This window comes from Brachybacterium equifaecis, from assembly GCF_023509525.1.
GTDB lineage: Bacteria > Actinomycetota > Actinomycetes > Actinomycetales > Dermabacteraceae > Brachybacterium > Brachybacterium equifaecis.
The window spans coordinates 63,685-80,394 of sequence record NZ_JAKNCJ010000008.1 but is presented as its reverse complement, the minus strand read 5'-3'; the positions used below and the strand labels follow the sequence as shown (position 1 = coordinate 80,394).

The 16,710-nt window shown below is 72.5% G+C and carries 16 protein-coding genes; 5 read left to right on the top strand and 11 right to left on the bottom strand.

The features are described 5' to 3' along the window. Nucleotides 1-39 precede the first annotated feature (39 nt). Nucleotides 40-561: a SixA phosphatase family protein gene (locus tag Bequi_RS12215; RefSeq protein ID WP_249738214.1), complete on the bottom strand. Its 522-nt coding sequence runs from the start codon at nt 559-561 to the stop codon at nt 40-42. Between the two features lie 43 nt (nt 562-604). Further along, nucleotides 605-1,330: a beta-ketoacyl-ACP reductase gene (locus Bequi_RS12210; RefSeq protein ID WP_249738213.1), complete on the bottom strand. Its 726-nt coding sequence runs from the start codon at nt 1,328-1,330 to the stop codon at nt 605-607. 150 nt (nt 1,331-1,480) lie between these two features. On the opposite strand from Bequi_RS12210, the gene Bequi_RS12205 reads away from it, so the two are divergent. From Bequi_RS12205 to Bequi_RS12185, 5 genes are all read left to right on the top strand, one after another. Beyond that, nucleotides 1,481-2,590, top strand: coding sequence for a hypothetical protein (locus Bequi_RS12205; protein WP_249738212.1), 1,110 nt, complete (start codon nt 1,481-1,483; stop codon nt 2,588-2,590). Between the two features lie 119 nt (nt 2,591-2,709). Further along, the gene (locus Bequi_RS12200; RefSeq protein WP_249738211.1) at nt 2,710-3,087 is read left to right on the top strand and encodes a hypothetical protein; all 378 of its coding nucleotides are present in this window, start codon (nt 2,710-2,712) and stop codon (nt 3,085-3,087) included. A gap of 8 nt (nt 3,088-3,095) precedes the next feature. Continuing rightward, on the top strand, nt 3,096-4,040 hold the full coding sequence (locus tag Bequi_RS12195) for an SURF1 family cytochrome oxidase biogenesis protein (protein WP_249738210.1): 945 nt from the start codon (nt 3,096-3,098) through the stop codon (nt 4,038-4,040). Then, nucleotides 4,012-4,812, top strand: a complete 801-nt coding sequence (locus Bequi_RS12190) for a glycerophosphodiester phosphodiesterase family protein (protein WP_249738209.1) — start codon at nt 4,012-4,014, stop codon at nt 4,810-4,812. The genes Bequi_RS12195 and Bequi_RS12190 overlap by 29 nt, the downstream gene beginning before the upstream one ends. Nucleotides 4,813-4,930: 118 nt before the next feature. After that, nucleotides 4,931-5,281 carry an RNA polymerase-binding protein RbpA gene (locus Bequi_RS12185; RefSeq protein ID WP_249738208.1) on the top strand — a complete coding sequence of 117 codons (351 nt, stop codon included), beginning with the start codon at nt 4,931-4,933 and terminating at the stop codon, nt 5,279-5,281. Nucleotides 5,282-5,363: 82 nt separating this feature from the next. On the opposite strand, the gene Bequi_RS12180 is transcribed toward Bequi_RS12185, so the two are convergent. The 9 genes from Bequi_RS12180 to Bequi_RS12140 form a co-directional block, all read right to left on the bottom strand. Beyond that, nucleotides 5,364-5,903, bottom strand: coding sequence for an FxsA family protein (locus tag Bequi_RS12180; RefSeq protein ID WP_249738207.1), 540 nt, complete (start codon nt 5,901-5,903; stop codon nt 5,364-5,366). A 4-nt stretch (nt 5,904-5,907) separates the two neighbouring features. Next, on the bottom strand, nt 5,908-6,753 hold the full coding sequence (locus Bequi_RS12175; RefSeq protein ID WP_249738206.1) for a polyprenol monophosphomannose synthase: 846 nt from the start codon (nt 6,751-6,753) through the stop codon (nt 5,908-5,910). Beyond that, entirely contained in the window at nt 6,750-8,402 is a 1,653-nt protein-coding gene (lnt, locus tag Bequi_RS12170; protein WP_249738205.1) for an apolipoprotein N-acyltransferase, read from the bottom strand. Before lnt ends, Bequi_RS12175 begins: the two co-directional genes overlap by 4 nt. Continuing rightward, a complete protein-coding gene (locus Bequi_RS12165) occupies nt 8,402-9,172 on the bottom strand; it encodes an amidohydrolase family protein (RefSeq protein ID WP_249738204.1) in 771 nt (256 codons plus the stop codon). The genes lnt and Bequi_RS12165 overlap by 1 nt, the downstream gene beginning before the upstream one ends. A gap of 41 nt (nt 9,173-9,213) precedes the next feature. Beyond that, on the bottom strand, nt 9,214-12,171 hold the full coding sequence (locus tag Bequi_RS12160) for a DEAD/DEAH box helicase (RefSeq protein ID WP_249738203.1): 2,958 nt from the start codon (nt 12,169-12,171) through the stop codon (nt 9,214-9,216). After that, nucleotides 12,168-13,151 (bottom strand): diacylglycerol/lipid kinase family protein, encoded by a 984-nt coding sequence (locus tag Bequi_RS12155; RefSeq protein ID WP_249738202.1) that lies wholly within the window; start codon nt 13,149-13,151, stop codon nt 12,168-12,170. The genes Bequi_RS12160 and Bequi_RS12155 overlap by 4 nt, the downstream gene beginning before the upstream one ends. Beyond that, complete coding sequence (gene tatC, locus Bequi_RS12150) at nt 13,148-14,056, bottom strand: twin-arginine translocase subunit TatC (RefSeq protein ID WP_249738201.1); 909 nt, start codon at nt 14,054-14,056, stop codon at nt 13,148-13,150. The genes Bequi_RS12155 and tatC overlap by 4 nt, the downstream gene beginning before the upstream one ends. Before the next feature lie 106 nt (nt 14,057-14,162). Further along, nucleotides 14,163-14,570, bottom strand: a complete 408-nt coding sequence (gene tatA, locus Bequi_RS12145; RefSeq protein ID WP_249738200.1) for a Sec-independent protein translocase subunit TatA — start codon at nt 14,568-14,570, stop codon at nt 14,163-14,165. Nucleotides 14,571-14,657: 87 nt separating this feature from the next. Next, a complete protein-coding gene (locus Bequi_RS12140) occupies nt 14,658-16,682 on the bottom strand; it encodes a WYL domain-containing transcriptional regulator (protein WP_249738199.1) in 2,025 nt (674 codons plus the stop codon). Nucleotides 16,683-16,710: the final 28 nt, after the last annotated feature.

Below are 16,710 nucleotides of genomic sequence, written 5' to 3'. Positions count from 1 at the left end.
CACCGGGATCGAAGCCCGGGTGCGCCCCTCGTCGTCGGCTCAACTGCGCAGGACCGTGTGCAGCGTCATCGAGTCCTCCGCCAGGCCGCTCCACGGCGCGCTGGAGCCGGAGAGGACGCACATGGCTCCCGTCGGCAGGCCGATGCGCGCCTGGGCGGCGGAGCCGGGGTCGGACTCCTCCCCCGCGAGGTGATCGGTCAGGCTCGACATCGTGGGCTCATGGCCGATGACCAGGACCACCGGATGCGAGGGGTCGGCCGCGCGCACGAGATCGAGAGCCTCTGCCGGGCCTGCCTCGTAGAGCGCGCCGGTCACCTGCACCTCTCCCGCGAATCCTGGCATCGCCTCAAGGACGCTCTCCCAGGTCTCCTGGGTGCGCACGGCATCGGAGACGAGCACCAGGGTGGGGCGGACCCCCTGCGACTCGAGGTACTCCCCGACCATCTGGGCCTGGGAGCGGCCCTTGTCGGTGAGGCCGCGCTCATGATCGGTCGCGGCGGCGCCCTCGGCCTTGCCGTGGCGCATGATCAGGAGGATTCGACTGTCAGGGTCGGATGCCATGGGAGGTGCTCACGCCTTCGTTCGCTGCAACGGGGTCAGAGGATCAGTGTCCCATGCCGAGGCCGCCGTCGACGGGGATCACGGCTCCCGAGATGTAGGCGGCGTCGTCCCCGGCTAGGAATGCGACCACGCGGGCCACCTCCCCGGGATCGGCGAAGCGCGCCGCAGGAATGGCCGCGAGGTACTTCTGCTGCAGTTCTTCCGGCAGGGCGGCCGTCATGTCGGTGGCGATGTAGCCCGGAGCGACGACGTTCGCGGTGATGCCGCGCGATCCGAGCTCGCGCGTGATGGAGCGCGCCATGCCGATCAGCCCGGACTTGGATGCGGAGTAGTTGACCTGCCCGGGCGATCCGTAGAGGCCGACGACCGAGCTGATCAGGACGATGCGGCCCTTCTTCTTGCGGATCATGCTCTTGATGACGCGCTTGACGGTGCGGAAGGTCCCGGTGAGGTTCGTGTCCACGACTGACTCGAAGGACTCGTCGCTCATGCGCAGCAGGAGCTGGTCATCGGTGATGCCCGCGTTCGCGACGAGGATCTCGATCGGGCCGTGGGCCTCTTCCGCGGCCTTGATCGCGGCATCGAGGGTCGAGCCGTCGGTGATGTCCGCGGCGAGCACGAGGGTGCCCTCGGGGCCGTCCTCCCCCGAGCGGGACGTGATCGCGACCTTGTCCCCCGAGCGCACGAACTCCTCGGCGATGGCGCGGCCGATCCCTCGGTTGCCGCCAGTGATGAGGACGCTGCGGGGCTGCGGGGTCGCGTCAAGCATGCGGGTGCTCCTTCGAGGTCGCGGGGGCTGCCGGATCGGCGCCGCCCAGGTCTGGTGCCCTAGCATACGGAGAGAGATCCGCGAGCGGCCGCTGCGACCGCGTGCAGGCCCCGCGAGCATCAGTCACGAGCCCGGAAAGGCACCTCAGCGATGGCATACCGCTTCAACCCCCCGCCGAACTGGCCCATCGAGGAGGCCGGCTGGACGCCTCCTCCGGGCTGGACCCCGGATCCCGAGTGGGGTCCCGCGCCGGACGGCTGGAACTTCTGGGCCGAGGCCGAGGACTCCGCGGCCGCCGGCTCCGCTCCCGCCCTCGGCACGGCCGCTGACGCGAGCGCCGAGGAGCGCCCTGAGACGCAGGACGAGTCGCAGGCCGAGGTGCAGGACGAGGCGCAGGACGAGGCGCACGTCGAGCCGCTCGTCGAGGCCGCTCCGGTGAGCTCGTTGGGGGACGAGCCCGGCATCGCCGACGACGAGAGCTCTGTCGTCGATGAGGCTCCTGTCGTCATCGTCGAGGACGTCGAAGATGTCGAGGGCTTCGACGCCGAGCTCCCGGTCGACGAGAACACTGTCGACGAGGCTCCCTCCGACCTCCTTGGGGACTCCGTCTCGCACGAGTCCGAAGCGCCGTTCGCCGAGGTCGCGGCCGACGAGAGCCCGGCCGCGGAGCTTCAGGTCGCCGAAGAGTCCGAGGCCCTCGAACTGGCCGATCAGGCTGCCGACGCCGGCGAGGCCGTGCACCCCGTCACCGAGGGCGCGGCCACCACCGTCGGCACGGCGGATGTCGAGGTCGAGCCGGAGCCTGCCTTCGAGCCGGCCCTCGCTGAGCCGGAGCCCACGCCTGCTGCGGCCGAGCCCGTCTTTGAGCCCGCCCTGGCCGAGCCGGAGCCCGTTCTCGAACCTGCCGCCGTCGAGTCGGAACCCGCTGGTGAGGCGGCTCCCGCCTACCCGGGGCCCGCCTTCCAGCCCGCTCCTGTCGAGCCGGCCTCTGCCCCCGCCGCCCCGGCGCACGAGTCCTCGGACGATGTCGATCCGGAGCTGCGCAGCGACCCGCACCTCGCACCCGTCCCTGCGCCCGTGCATCACCAGGCGCCCGGCGAGCCCGTGAGCGCCGTGCGCCGCTTCTGGTGGCTCGGGTGCCTGCTCCTGCTGGTCATCGTGGTGCTGGCCGTCGTCGTCGGCGGGAGCGCCCTCGCCGCGGAGCATTCCGCATCCGCTCTCGGTGGCGCGACCGTTCTGGGGCAGGCCGAGACTGCGTGACCGCCTCCTTCAATCCGCCGCCGCGCTGGCCGGAGCCCCCCGCCCCGGGGTGGACTCCGCCGACGGGGTGGCGCCCCCAGCCCGAATGGGGTCCCGCCCCCGCGGGCTGGAGGCTGTGGATGGAGGACCAGGCGGCGCAGCGCGCTGATGCCCCGATCGCCGACTCGGAGGAGATCCCCGCGAGCGGCGCGCGCGTGCGCGAGCTCCGCCCGGCCGAATATCCCGTGAGCGTGGTGGAGCCCGGCGTCTGGTCCCGCAGCGACGTGCCGGAGGAGGACCACGGCTTCCCCGCGCCGAAGGAGCGCCGCCCCCGACCCCGCCTCCGACTCGCGCTCAGCATCCTCGTCACCGTGCTCGGCCTGCTGATCGCCGCCGCCACCGTGATCCTGTTCGTGCGCCTGACGGAGTACGCCACCACCACGCTCCCCTCCACCGCCGCTCCCGTGCAGATCAGCACGCAGCACGTGACCGCCCACGAGGGCGCGATGCACGCATGAGGCGGAGCATGGCGGCGCGAGTGCTGCGGCGACTGCTCTCCCGCGAAGGGATCGCCTCGGTGCTCCTGGTGGCCGTGGCCTCGATGGTCTGCATCGGCCTGGGCATGTGGCAGTGGCACCGCTTCGAAGTGAAATCGGAGCGCGCTGATGTGATCGCCGCGAACTACGCCGCGGCGCCCGTGGCGCTGCAGGACGTGCTCCCGGATGCTGGCTCTTCGCTGGCCCCCGAGCAGCTCTGGACCCCGGTCGAGCTGCACGGCTCCTACTGCACGGAGCCCGGCTGCACCCTCTACGTGCGCAATCGCTCCTACGGTCAGCTCGTCGGCTTCTGGCAGCTCGTCCCCTTCGAGACCGACGAGGGAGAGATCGTGCTCGTGGTGCGCGGCTGGGTGGACACCACCGAGGCGGGCTCCACCCCAGCCATCGAGCCCCCTCTGCCCGAAGGCCCCGCCACGGTCATCGCGCGGATGCGCCCGGCCGAGAGCCCGCTGGCGGGACGCTCGAACCCTCCCGGGCAGGTCCAGACGATCACCCCCTCCCAGATAGCTCCGCTGCTGCCGCTCGATGGCACGGAGCTGCTCCAGAACGCCTACGGGATCATGGCGACTGAGGATCCGGCGGTCACCCCGCTCCCCCGGGCCCCCGAGGCGCCCGATCGGAGCCTCGGCTCGCACCTGGCCTACACGGTCCAGTGGGGCCTGTTCGCACTCTTCTTCCCCGTCGCGCTCGTGGTGCGCACCCGCCGTTCGCTGCTCGACGAGGACGAGTACGGCGGGGAGCCCGCCGAGCAGGGGGCCGACGAGCCCGCTGGCGCCGCCGCGCCCGCGCGGACGTCCGCACGCGGATCGCGGGCGGTGCTGCCCGCCCAGTCGGCCGAGGCCCGCGCGCAGGCGCGCCGCCGCAGCCGGGACGAGGAGGAAGAGGATGCCCTGGTCGACCAGTCCGCCCGCTGACCCGCCCTCGCGGTTCCTGCCGGGCCCGCGACCGCGCGCCATCGCTCACCGCGGCTTCGCACCGGACGGAGCGGAGAACACGCTGCGCGCCTTCGCGGACGCGCTCGCGCTCGGGGCGACTGTCCTGGAGACCGACACGCGCGCCACCCGCGACGGCCTCGCGCTCGCCTTCCACGACGCGTCCCTGCAGCGCGTCTGCGCTGATCCCCGGGGCACCCGCGATCTCTCGCGCGCGGACCTCCCTGGGATCCGCACCGCCGGAGGCGAGCCGCTCGCCGCACTCGAGGACGTCCTGGGGGCCTTCCCCGACGTCCCCGTCAACATCGACGTGAAGGACGCCGCGGCCATCGGCCCGGCCGTCGAGGCGATCCGCCGCACCGGTTCCGCCTCTCGGGTGTGCGTGACGAGCTTCGAGGGAGCGGTCGCGCACGCCGCCGTGCACGGCATCCTCGAGGCGACAGGCATCCTCCCGGTGCGCAGCCCCTCGCGCGGCGCGATGGCCGCCTTCCTCGCGGCCCGCACACTGCCCGCGCCGGATCGCGCTGTGCGCCGGGTGCTCGCCCCCTACGCCGCGCTGCAGGTGCCCGTGCAGCACCGGGGCGTGCCCATCGTGACGCGCGCGAACATCGCCGCCGCGCACCGTGCCGGTTGCGAGGTGCATGTGTGGACCATCGACGAGCCTGCGCAGATGCGCCGCCTCCTCGACCTCGGGGCCGACGGCATCATCACCAATCGCATCGACCTGCTTGCACCTCTGCTCGCGCAGACGTGACCTGCGTCGCCTCCTCGGCGGAGATCGGGAATGATCCGCGCCGAGGCGGCGTTGTCCCTCGCGAAGGGGTGCGCCCTGCGCCGCCCCGCTCTCCGAACCACCAGGAAGGCAGATCCCCATGAACAGTCGCAGCCTGCGAGGCACCCGCCTCGGATCCCTCAGCATGGAGACCGACGAGAACGTCCTCGCCGCTCCCCGCCAGGATGCTGTGTACGACTGCCCGAACGGCCACCACATCATCCTGCCCTTCTCCGTCGAGGCCGACGTCCCCGCCATTTGGGAGTGCCGCTGCGGCACGACCGCGGTGCTGCGCGACCACGAGAAGCCCGAGGAGAAGCCGGGCAAGCCCCAGCGCACCCACTGGGACATGCTCCTCGAGCGCCGCGAGGAGAAGGACCTCCAGGTCCTCCTCGATCAGCGCCTGGAGCTGCTGCGCGCCGGCAAGCTCCACTCCCGCCGGAACTTCTGAGCGCAGGGGTCCCCAGACCCCGCCCCGCACGGCCGCGCCCCTGCACCGATCTCGGTGCAGGGGCGCTGTGCGTGGTGGGGCGTCAGTCCTGGGTGATGGTCGGTGCGCTGCGCGGGGGCTCGGCTGCGCTCGAGCCGCTTCCCGAGGCGGGGCCGATGACGATCTCGCCGTCGATGACCCCGCCCGCCTCGCGCCGGTAGAGCACCCGGTTCGCGGCGCCGGAGCCGCTGGCGAGGCCCATCGATCGCACGGCCCGTCGCTGCACCGGCACCAGCAGCAGCACCAGTCCGGCGAGATCGGTGAGGATCCCCGGGAAGAAGAACAGCAGCGCGGAGAGCAGCGTGAACACGGGGCGGCTGAGGTGGTCCTCGACCGAGCCCGCCCCGCGCGCGGCGCGCACCAGGGAGCGCAGCCGGGTGAAGGACTGCTGACCAGCGGTGATCACGAGTGCCGCACCGATGATCCAGCCGATCCCGACGATCAGCAGCGCCCACCACACCGAGGTGCTCATCCCGATCCAGATCAGGATCGCGAGCTCCGCCGCTCCGAGAGCGAGCACGCCGAGCGGAAGGAGCGCGCCGCGGCGCGAGGGACGATCGGAGGGCTGCGGGGTCGTGCTCACGGGTTCACCTCGCGGATCGGGCGGAACGGCGTGCAGCGCGGTCGCGCCCGCCGGTGCTGCGAGGATAGCGAACCACGGTGGCCGCCTGCTGGGCGCGATGCGCGATCCCCCAGAGCGTCACCTTCACGAGCGCCTCCTGCACGATCGAGGAGCTCATCTTGCTCGCACCCTCCGTGCGCTCGTCGAAGTCGATGGGCACCTCGCGGATCAGGGCGCCATGCCGGTCGGCGAGCCGCGTCATGTCGACCTGGAAGCAGTACCCCTGCGATGCGGGCGACTCCTGGAGCAGCCTGGCCAGGAGCGGGGCGCGATAGGCGCGGAACCCCGCGGTCGCATCGCGCGCCGGCATGCCGATCATGATCTTGGTGTAGATGTTCGCGCCGCGCGAGAGCAGGAGCCTGCGCAAGGGCCAGTTGTGCACCGCTCCGCCGCTCACCCAGCGGGAGCCGATCACCAGATCCGCTCCCCGGCGCACCCCCTCGAGGAGCCGCTCGAGCTGCTCGGGGCGGTGGGAGGCGTCGGCGTCCATCTCCACGAGCACCTCGAAGCCCTCCGCCAGGCCCCAGGCGAACCCTGCCAGGTAGGCCGGGCCGAGGCCCTCCTTCCCTGCCCGGTGCAGGACGTGCACCTGCGGATCCTGCGCGGACTGCTGAGCGGCGAAGTCGCCGGTGCCGTCGGGCGAGGCGTCGTCCACGATGAGCACGTGCGCGTGCGGGACGGCGGCGCGGAGCCGCGCGAGCGTCGGCGGGAGCGCGTCGATCTCGTTGTAGGTCGGGATGACGACGAGCGTGCGTTCGGGTGCGGCGCTCGACGGGTGCGGGACCCCTGCTCCGCGCTCTGCGGGGCTCATCGCCGACTCCCCCGCGCCGAGGGCGCAGATGCTGCGCGGCCTACGGGCTCGCGGCGCACGGTCTCGGGGCGCACCGCGATCGCGCGGGTGCGCGTCATGAGCGAGAGCAGCACTCCCAGCGCGCCGAGCGCGCTGAGGGCGATCGCGGGCCATGCGCCCGCCGCGATCGCCGGGGTGATGCCGGTGGCGAGCGGCACGTCGGCGATCACCGAGCCCTGCGTCCAGTGCGCCTGGGAGTCCAGCACCCGGCCCGTCGGGGTGAAGATCGCGCTGTCGCCGACGGTGGAGACGTGGACGACGCTGCGACCGGAGATCACAGCGAAGACCTTCGCCTCCGCGAGCTGCTGGACCGCCTCGTGGGAGTCGCCGAACAGCGCGTTGTTGGACTGCACCACGATCACCTGCGCTCCCGAGCGGACGGTGTCCTGCACGAGGTCCTGGTAGGCGATCTCGAAGCAGATCAGCACGCCCACGGGATGCCCCTGGACATCGAGCACGCCCACGGCGTCCCCCGGGATCATGTCCACCGAGATCAGGTCAACCTTGTCGGTCAGCATGCGGAAGAATCCGCGCGCCGGGATGTACTCGCCGAACGGGACCGGATGGCGCTTGGAGTAGGTCGCGGCCACCTCGCCGTCCGGAGTCCACAGGAGGGCGGAGTTCAGGCGGGCGGTGTCGTCCTCGACGAGGGTCTGCGTGCCGACGAGCACAGGCGCCTGCGCATCGCGCGCGACGTCGGTGATCGCCTCCCCGCGCCAGCCGTCCTCGCGCGGATCCCATCCGGTGGAGTCCTCGGGCCAGACCACCAGATCGAGCCGCCCGCCGGCGGCGCGCACCTGGGCGATGGCATCCTCGGTCGCGGCCAGATGGTTCGGGAAGGTCTCCTCCGACATCGTGAGCGCCTGAGGATCGATCGGCGCCATGTTCCCCTGGATCCCGGCGATGCTGAGGGTGGTCTGCTCGCCGCTCGGCGCAGGGTTCGACGGCAGCGGCACGACGAGCGATGCGAGCACGGCGCCGCACGCGGTCGCGAGGGGCCACACGCCGCTGAGGCCGACGACCCCCGTGCTGCGCCGCTGCGCGAGCGCGAGTGCGCCGCCCAGCAGGAGCTGCCCGAGGAGGGCGACCGCGAAAGCGAGCCCCGCCATCCCCACCCAGGGGCCGAGATTCAGCAGCGGCGAGGACTGCAGCGCGAAGCCGCTGGCGCCCCAGGGCAGCCCGCCCCAGGGGAACGTCGAGCGCAGGGTCTCCGCGCCCGTCCAGAGCGCGGCGACGATCACCGCAGTGCCGAGGCCGAGCCCGCGGCGCACCATCACGATCCGGGCCAGCACCCCGTACAGGACGATGTAGAGCGCCTCGAAGACGCCGAGCGCGATCCAGGGCATCGCTCCCGCGTATATGTTCGCCCAGTTCGTCAGCGGGATGAAGAACGCGAGGCCCCAGGTGAGAGCGCCGAGGGCGCCGGCCCACCATCTGCGGGTGAGCAGGGCGGCGTTCAGCGCGGCGATCGCCACGGGAAGCAGCATCCAGAGGTCGTACGGGGGGAACGCGAGCAGCGCGCACATCCCGCCGATCGCGCCCAGGACGAGGGCGGCGAAGGGCGAGGTCGGCCGGATCGTGTCGCGGGTGGCCTGAGCCGCTCGCGCCATCAGCTCGCCCCTCCGGGCAGGTCGTCGTGCACGACGACACCCTCGATCACCGTGCGCAGCGCTCGCGGCGCCCCCGCGGAGAGGTCCGGCAGCAGCGGCGTGTAGGAGCGGGGATCGACGGACCACGCGTTCGTGTGCTCGTCGGCCGAATGGACGGTGAGGTCCCAGGGCTCCCAGAGCACGAAGGTCGCCTCTCCCCCGAGGGTGAGGGACCCGGGGTGCATGCGCCCGGCGAGCCGGTGACCGGCGCGGGTCGCTGCGAGGAAGGCGGCGCGGTCGCTCAGCCGCTCCTGCGGATCCCCTTCGCGGGAGGCGGCCCGCACCCAGCTCCAGGGGTCCTGCGCCTGCCTCGCCCCCGCCGAGCCGAAGGCGACGGGCACGCCATCTCGGGCGAGAGTCTTCAGCGGGGCGGCCTCGGTGACCGGTGCGACGACGCGAATGCCCTCGCGCTCGCCCGTGGTCCCCGGGTTCACGGCCACGATCCCGCGAGACGCGGCCGCTTCCCGCCATCCCTCGGGCAGAGTCGCGTCGGGGGCATCGGCGCCGAGCGGTGCGCTGTCCACGAAGCCCGGCGCCATGAGGCAGCCGGTGGCGTCGATCCGGCGGGCCCCGGGATGGAAGCGGTCCGCGTTCTCGAGCGGGCCGATCCAGGTGATCGTCGCGCCCTCGACGAGCACCGCGGAGGCCTCGGGATCCTGGGTGGAGTACACGACTACTCCGGTGTAGAGCACGGGCTCCGTGCCGGCGGGCCTGTGTGCGGGCGCGGTCATGCCGGAGGGCTCCTCGCGGTCGACGGGACGGGACGCTGCGCTCAGCGGTCCATCTCCTGGGCGACGAGCCCGCGGCGCACGGCGACTATCGCATTCCTGGCTGTGAGCGCGACGTGCGGGATCTCCGTAAGCTGCTCGAGCAGATCGATGACCTGCCGGCAGTGGCGCACGAAGTCCCCCGGGGTCAGGTCCGCCTCGCCCAGGGCGCCGGCGAGGTGGTGGCCCCGTGCCCAGCGGTGCATGATCGCGGCCACTGCGGGGTCGGGCGGGTTCGTCGGGTCGATGCCGAAGCTCTCCTCGGCGCTGCGGAGCCGGCCGCTGATGCGGAACGTCGCCTCCAGCGCGGCATCGAAGCGGGCCGAGGGCGGCTGCTCGGGCGAGCGGGGATCATCCCGCCGCGCCTCGTATGCGCAGGCGGAGACGATCGCGGCGAGATCCGCCGCATCGAGATCGTCCCAGGCGCCGCCCTCGAGGCACTCGGCGACGAGCAGATCGCGGTCGCTGAACAGGCGGCGCAGGTGCAGCCCCCGCTCGGTCGGCTCGAGGTCGCGGTGCCCCGGTGCGGCGTCCGCCGCGGGGCGGAGATAGCCGAGCGACTCGAGGAGGGCGACGAGGCGATCGAACTGCCGCGCCAGGGATGAGGTGCGCCCCTCGATGCGGCGCTGGACCGACTCGAGGTCCCGTTCGGTGCGCCGGAGGCGCTCGAGCCAGCGCTCGTGGGCGGGCAGATCCGGGCATTCGTGGCAGGGGTGCGCGCGCAGCGCGGCCCGCAGCTCCTGGAGCTCGGCGTCCTGCGCGGCGGTGGAGGGCGTCCGCACGGCGAGCCGCTTCGTCTCGGCGCGCGCGTCCCCGGTGCGTCCGGCGAGCCTCTGGCGCAGGGCGGAGGCAGTGTCCTTGCGGACCTTCGCGCTGCTCATCCGGTCCAGCCGCGGCAGCTTCATGGTGTCCACGACGGCGGGCGGCGAGGGCACGTCGCCCGGGCGGATGCCGCGCAGCCTGCCGTCGGTGCCGAGCAGCGTCACGGCAGGACCGCCGAGCACCTCTCGGTCCACGTCGACGACCACGCCGTAGCCCTGGCGCTTGCCCCCGGGGAGGGCGACGATCTCCCCGCGCCGCATGCCCTTGAGGGTGCTGCGAGTGCGATCGCGGTCCTTCGCCACCCGCGACTGCGACAGCTCCTTCTCGCGCGCTGCGATGCGTCGCCGCAGGTCGGCGTACTCGACGATGTCCCCGCGCTCGCAGGCGAGCGCCGCGCGGTAGGACTCGGCGGTGTCCTCGAGCTCCCGCGAGCGGCGTGCGAGGCCGACGACCGAGCGGTCCGTCTGGAACTGCGCGAAGCTCATCTCGAGCGTCTCTCGCGCGCGATCCAGATCGAAGCGGGCCAGCAGGTTGACGGCCATATTGGCCGTCGGGCGGAACGCGGAGCGCAGCGGGAAGGTGCGCGTTGAGGCGAGGGAGGCGACGGCGTCCGCGTCGAAGCCCGGCCCGGCGACGACGACGGCGTGGCCTTCGGTGTCGATGCCGCGCCGACCCGCACGACCGGTGAGCTGGGTGTACTCCCCCGGTGTGAGGCTCGCGTGCTCCGTGCCGTTGAACTTCGAGAGCTTCTCGAGGACGACGGAGCGCGCCGGCATGTTGATGCCGAGCGCGAGCGTCTCGGTCGCGAAGACCACCTTCACCAGGGCCTGGACGAACAGCTCCTCGATGCAGGCCTTCAGCAGCGGCAGCATGCCCGCGTGGTGGGCGGCGAACCCGTTCTCCGCGGCCCGGCGGAACTGGTGGAGCTGGAGTAGCTGCTCATCCTCGAAGCCGATCACCGAGAGCCGCTCATCGAGGATCTCCCGGATCCTCCGCTTCTCCTCGTCGGTGGTCAGGCGCACTCGCGACTGGTCGAGCTGGCGCACCGCGGCGTCGCAGCCGGCGCGCGAGAAGATGAAGAAGATCGCGGGCAGGAGGGCGTTCTGGTCCAGCAGGGCGACGACGTCGGATCGGCGCAGCGCGCGCGGCAGCCCCGCCCGCGGCTCGGCGCGCTCACCGCCGCGGAGGCGATGGCGCCCTGCAGTCCCGCGCCCTGGCTGGCGGGAGCCGTGGCCGGAGCGCCCACGGCCTCTCCCGTGGCCGCCGTGGCCGCCGTGCCGCCGATCGCCGGCATTGCGGTCCTGCCCGCGGCGGCCCTCGCCGCTCTCGCCTCCGCGCGGTCCCCGTCCTCCCCGGTCCGTGCCGATCTGGACGGTGAGGGAGGAGAGCTGCTCGAGGTCGGGGTTCACGATCCTGTCCGCGCGCGCTCCCGGGCCGTGGGAGACGACGGCCTCGCCGTCGGCATCGACGAAGAGGTCCAGGAGCTCCCCGCCCACCAGGACGTGCTGCCACAGCGGCACGGGGCGGGTCTCGGCCACGACGATACGGGTGGTGCCCCGCAGCTCCTGCAGCCAGGTCCCGAACTCCTCCGCGTTGGAGACGGTCGCGGAGAGGGCGACCAGCTGCACCGAGCGGTCGAGGTGGATGATGATCTCCTCCCAGACCGGCCCCCGCAGCCGATCGGCGAGGTAGTGGACCTCGTCCATCACCACGTAGCCGAGACCCGCGAGGAGGTCGGAGGACGCATAGATCATGTTGCGCAGGACCTCGGTGGTCATCACCACGACGTCGGCATCGGGCCGCACGCTGACGTCCCCCGTCAGCAGGCCGACGCGCTCGTGCCCCAGCCATTCGGCGAGCTCGGCGTGCTTCTGGTTCGACAGCGCCTTGATCGGAGCGGTGTAGAAGACATTCCGGCCCTGGGCGAGCGCGAGATGCACCGCGAACTCGCCGACGATCGTCTTGCCCGCGCCCGTCGGCGCGGCGACGAGCACCGAGTCCCCGGCCTGCAGCGCCTCGCAGCCCTCGATCTGGAACGGGTCGAGATCGAAGGAGTACCGGGAGCGGAACGCTCCGAGCGGGCTGCGTGCGCGCCTCTGCTCCGCGGTGAACTGGGCATACGCCTCGGAGGGAGAGCTCATTCCCCCACAGTACTCGGGGTCCCGAGATCAGCGAGGATGCGCACCGCCCCGGGGAGCACGCGGGCGCGGATCGGCAGCAGATCGCGGGCCTCGCCGTCGGCATAGGAGCGCAGCGCGGTGCCGTCGCGCAGGCCCACGCGGATCTCCCGCACCGGGCGGACGGAGAACTGCGGCACGCTCACATGCGTGCCGCGGAAGACGCGCGGGAAGAACCGCAGCAGGGCGGAGCGGCGCAGACCGCTCACCATGGCGAGCTCGAGGACGCCGTCGTCCACTCGCGCCGACGGCACCAGGCGCATTCCGCCCCCGAACATCCCCGTGCTGCACAGCGTGAGCAGAGAGGCGTCGACCTCCTCGCGCGGGCCGCCGTCGACCTCGATCCAGTACGGGAACGGGGCGAAGGAGCGCAGCTCCTGGAGGACGGCGCTGGTGTAGCGCATCCGGGGGGCCAGTCGCGAGGAGTTCGCGCGCGCGTTGACGAGGGCGTCGAAGCCGAGGGACACGTTGCCCAGCGCGATCGTGCGCGCGAGCCCCGAGGTGTCGGGGACCGCTGCGCCCTCCTGCGCCGCCCGGTCCTCGTCATCGGGCCGGATCTCGATGGCGTCGATCGCGACGACCGGTCGGGAGAGCGCCTGGAGCAGGAGCCGCACCGCTTCATCGGGAGAGCGGACGTCCAGGCCGTAAGTCCGTGCGAAGTCGTTCCCGCTGCCCGCGGGAACGAGCCCGAGGCGCACCGGCGTCTCGGCGACGATCTCCGCGCCGAGCGCGAGCGTGCCGTCTCCGCCCACGACCACGAGAGCGGTCAGGGTGTCGCGCACCTCGAGCGCGCGCGCCCGGGCGAGCGCCGCGTTCGAGGAGGTGAGGTCGACGACCGAGATCCCCGCGATCCGCAGCAGATGGTGGACGTCGCGGCCCACGCGATGGGCGGACCCGCCGGCGGCGGTCGGGTTCGCCAGCAGCCCGATCCGCAGTCGGCTCACCGCAGGTCGCCCTCGACCGAGCGGGAGGGCGGAGCGATGGGCTCGGGCTCGTCGTCGATCGAGCTCGCCTGATCATCGGGGATGTCCGTATCGGCGTTCTTCGCGGCGCGGCGGTCATGCCAGAACGCGATCCCGACGGCGATGAAGTACAGGGCGATCATCGGGATCGTCATGACGATCATCGTGGTGGGCTCGGGGGTGGGCACCATGACGGCGGTGAACGCGAAGCAGAGGAAGACGACCCAGCGCCAGGCCTTGAGCATGGCGCGGCCGGACAGGATGCCCATGAAGTTCAGCACCACGAGGACGACGGGCATGATGAAGGCGAGGCCGAACGCGAGCATCGCCTTGATGACGAGCCGCAGGTAGTCCTTGAAGTTCACGATGTTCGAGGCGCCGTCGGGGACGAGCTCCATGAAGATCGGGATCGCCATGCGCATCATGATGAAGCCGGCGGTGCAGCCGACCGCGAACAGGGGGATCGCAGTGCCGAAGAATCCGAGCGCGTAGCGGCGCTCATTGCGGTGGAGCCCGGGCATGATGAACATCCACGCCTGGTAGAGGAACATCGGCATCGCGAGGATCAGGCCGATGTACGCGGAGACCTGCAGGCGGATGTTCAGGGTGTCACCCAGAGAGCCGTAGTTCAGCTGCACCTGCTTGCCCGTCTGCGCGGCGTATGCGCTGAACGGCTCAGAGATCTGCGAGAACACCCAGGGGAACAGGAACCAGCCCGCGATACCGGTAATCACGACCGCGCCGGCGCACCAGAACAGGCGGTTGCGCAGCTCGCGCATGTGGTTCCCGAGCGACATGCGCCCTTCGGGATCCTTCTGCGCACGGGAGCGCCGCGTGCGCACGGCCTTCGCCGGCGCCGCCTTCTGTGCAGCCTTGTCATGTGCCACGGGCACTGCGTCCTTTCACTGCGAGAGCCCGGGTGCATCGCACCCGGGCCCTCAGGAGACGGGGCGGGAGAGCTGCGCTGCGCAGCCCGCCCTCATCGGGTGCGGATCAGTCGCGACGGTACTCGTCGTCGAGGCGCTCGGTCGCACGCACGGGCTCGCGCTCGTCGCGGGAGTCGTAGGAGCGGTCGTGGTCGGCGTACCGATCGCGGTCCGCGTAGCGGTCGTCGCGGCGGTCCTCGACGTGCACGCGGTCCGAGACGTCGCCGCGGACGCGGTCGTCGCGGCGATCGCGGGCGACGCGGTCGTCGCGGCGATCGCGGGCGACGCGGTCGCGGCGATCGTAGTCGTCCTCGTCGTCGACGGGCTTCTCGTCGCCGCGCAGCTCCTCGACCTCGCTCTTGAAGATGCGCATCGACTTCCCGACGTTGCGCGCGAGGCTGGGCAGCTTGCCAGCGCCGAAGAGCAGGAGGACGACGAGCACAAGAATGAGGATGTGCCAGGGCTGGGGACGCATTCTTCAGGTCCTTTCATCGGGGCCGCGCTGCGCGACCTCAGTATCTTCCCACAGGGTGCTGACCCAGCAGAGGACTCAGACTACCGGTCAGGCCGGACTGTGCGCCCGCAGGGATCGCTCGGCGATGGTAACGATCTCGTCTCTGAGAACGGCGGGAGCGAGGATCTCCGCCGCCCCGGCGGCCTCCATCACCGCGTCCGCGAGCGCGGAGCGCACCGGGGAGTCGAGCCGGGCGAAGGTGGTCCCCTCACTCCCGTCGCGCAGCTCCGCGGCATCGAAGGCCTCGGCGATCCACTGCCCAGGGCCGCTCAGGCGCAGCCACACCGGGCCCGGGACGAGCCCGTCGGACCCCGATCCCGAGGCCTCCAGGGCCTGAGGTCCTGCGGCATCGCTGAGGGCGGCCCCGTCTCCCAGCACCTCTGCGATGCGATCCAGGCGGAACCTGCGCTCGGCGCCGGCGAGCTCGCAGTGCGCGCGCACGTACGTGCGCCCGCCGTCGGTCTCCAGGGCGATCGGATGGATGCGGCGCACTGTGGTGCCCGGCCGGTCGGGCGGCGAATAGCGGATCACGAGCGCGGCGCCCTCTCCAAGGGCCTCCTGCACGCGCACCAGCACCCCTTCCGTGCGCCCCAGGGGCGCGGCCGTGCTCGGAGCCGATGCCCGCCCCTGCGCTCGGTGCGCCTGCTCGAGGCCGGGCGGGGCGGCCTCCCGTCCCGAGCCCTGTGCCTGCTCCTGCGCCGCAGGGTCGAGGTGCCGCGTGAGCTTCTCCCGGGCCGACGCCACGATCCCGGCCTCGGCTCCCGCCGCAGGATCCAGCGCCGCGAGCCCGGCGAGGAGCGCCATCGTCTCGGGCGCGTTCAGCCGCAGCGGGCGGTCGAGCGCGTCGGCATTGCGCACGCGCACCGTTCCCGAGTCCCACTCCGTCTCGATGAGGTCCTCCCAGCCGGTGCCGAGATCCCCGCACAGGAACAGGACCTGGAGATCGGAGATGAGCTGCTCGTGCGTGATCCCGAACTCCTCGGCGAGCTCTCCGATCTCCGCTCCCCCGCGGCTGAGCACGTAGGAGGCCTCCGCGATGAGCCGCGAGAGGTGGTCGGCGCCGCCGGTGCTGGGGCGGATGAGCGCGGTGCGGCGCACCGGGGCTGCCTCCAGGGCTTCGCACTGGGCGGCTCCCGCGTGCAGCTGCGCGATCTCCCGGCTGATCTCGGCGATCTCCGCGCGCCAGGCGGCGGGCTCGCGGACGCTCAGCCACCGGGCATCGGAGAGCACCATGCGGCGCACCTGGGCGCGCGACGCTCCCTCGAGCCGGATCTCCTCGGCCTCGAGCGCGGCGCCCACGGCCTCTCGCAGCGCCAGCGCCTTGAACGGGGCGGCCGACAGCACTGCCGAAGCGGTTTCTGCCTCCGCCCCCTGCGGGCCGCGGGCGGAGGCGAGCGAGGGATCGGCCGGCCGCGGGACGGTCGCTCGCCCCGCGACGCGCGGGAACGACTCGATGCGAGAGGCGCGGAAGAGCCGCTCGGCCTGGCGGTCGAGGTCGAAGCCGAGCATGTACCAGCGGCCGTCCTGGGTGCCGACGAGCCACGGCTCGACCCGGCGCGCGGCCTTCCGGCCGTCGGCGGTGCGGTACTCGAAGCTCACGCGCGCGCCTGTGGTCACGGCTTCCAGCAGGGGCGTGAGCACCGGCAGGGACTCCACGGAGCCCCGCGGCGTGCGGCGCAGGAGATCGGCATCGGCATCGAGCCCGAGGCTCAGCAGCTTCGCGCGCACGCGCCGTGCGGCGCCGCCGGCCGCGGCGTCGTCCCAGGCGCGGCTCGCCGCGAGCAGGACCGTGTACTCGGCGGGGGTGACGTCGAGCGCGCCGCCGCGCTCGGCCCGGTCGATCCGGTACAGCACGACGGACTCGTCGAAGGGGTCGCGCTCCGAGAGCAGCGGGAGGCCGAGGTCCAGGATGGCGGCCTTGTCGCGCTCGAACATCTTCTCGGCGGCATCGACCGATCCGGCCTCCGCATATTCGGGGATGACGGAGAACAGCCGGGCGCGATCGATTCCGCGCGCTCTCGAGCCGATCGTCATGATGACGTTGAGCAGACGTTCCACACCGCGAGGAGCCACGGGGCCAGGGTAGTCGCCTGCCCACTAG

What these genes read in the sequence shown, in the direction of transcription:
- Bequi_RS12215 (WP_249738214.1), bottom strand. Translation starts at nt 561, where the DNA reads ATGGCATCCGACCCTGACAGTCGAATCCTCCTGATCATGCGCCACGGC.
- Bequi_RS12210 (WP_249738213.1), bottom strand. Translation starts at nt 1,330, where the DNA reads ATGCTTGACGCGACCCCGCAGCCCCGCAGCGTCCTCATCACTGGCGGC.
- Bequi_RS12205 (WP_249738212.1), top strand. Translation starts at nt 1,481, where the DNA reads ATGGCATACCGCTTCAACCCCCCGCCGAACTGGCCCATCGAGGAGGCC.
- Bequi_RS12200 (WP_249738211.1), top strand. Translation starts at nt 2,710, where the DNA reads ATGGAGGACCAGGCGGCGCAGCGCGCTGATGCCCCGATCGCCGACTCG.
- Bequi_RS12195 (WP_249738210.1), top strand. Translation starts at nt 3,096, where the DNA reads ATGGCGGCGCGAGTGCTGCGGCGACTGCTCTCCCGCGAAGGGATCGCC.
- Bequi_RS12190 (WP_249738209.1), top strand. Translation starts at nt 4,012, where the DNA reads ATGCCCTGGTCGACCAGTCCGCCCGCTGACCCGCCCTCGCGGTTCCTG.
- Bequi_RS12185 (WP_249738208.1), top strand. Translation starts at nt 4,931, where the DNA reads ATGAACAGTCGCAGCCTGCGAGGCACCCGCCTCGGATCCCTCAGCATG.
- Bequi_RS12175 (WP_249738206.1), bottom strand. Translation starts at nt 6,753, where the DNA reads ATGAGCCCCGCAGAGCGCGGAGCAGGGGTCCCGCACCCGTCGAGCGCC.
- lnt (WP_249738205.1), bottom strand. Translation starts at nt 8,402, where the DNA reads ATGGCGCGAGCGGCTCAGGCCACCCGCGACACGATCCGGCCGACCTCG.
- Bequi_RS12165 (WP_249738204.1), bottom strand. Translation starts at nt 9,172, where the DNA reads ATGACCGCGCCCGCACACAGGCCCGCCGGCACGGAGCCCGTGCTCTAC.
- Bequi_RS12160 (WP_249738203.1), bottom strand. Translation starts at nt 12,171, where the DNA reads ATGAGCTCTCCCTCCGAGGCGTATGCCCAGTTCACCGCGGAGCAGAGG.
- tatA (WP_249738200.1), bottom strand. Translation starts at nt 14,570, where the DNA reads ATGCGTCCCCAGCCCTGGCACATCCTCATTCTTGTGCTCGTCGTCCTC.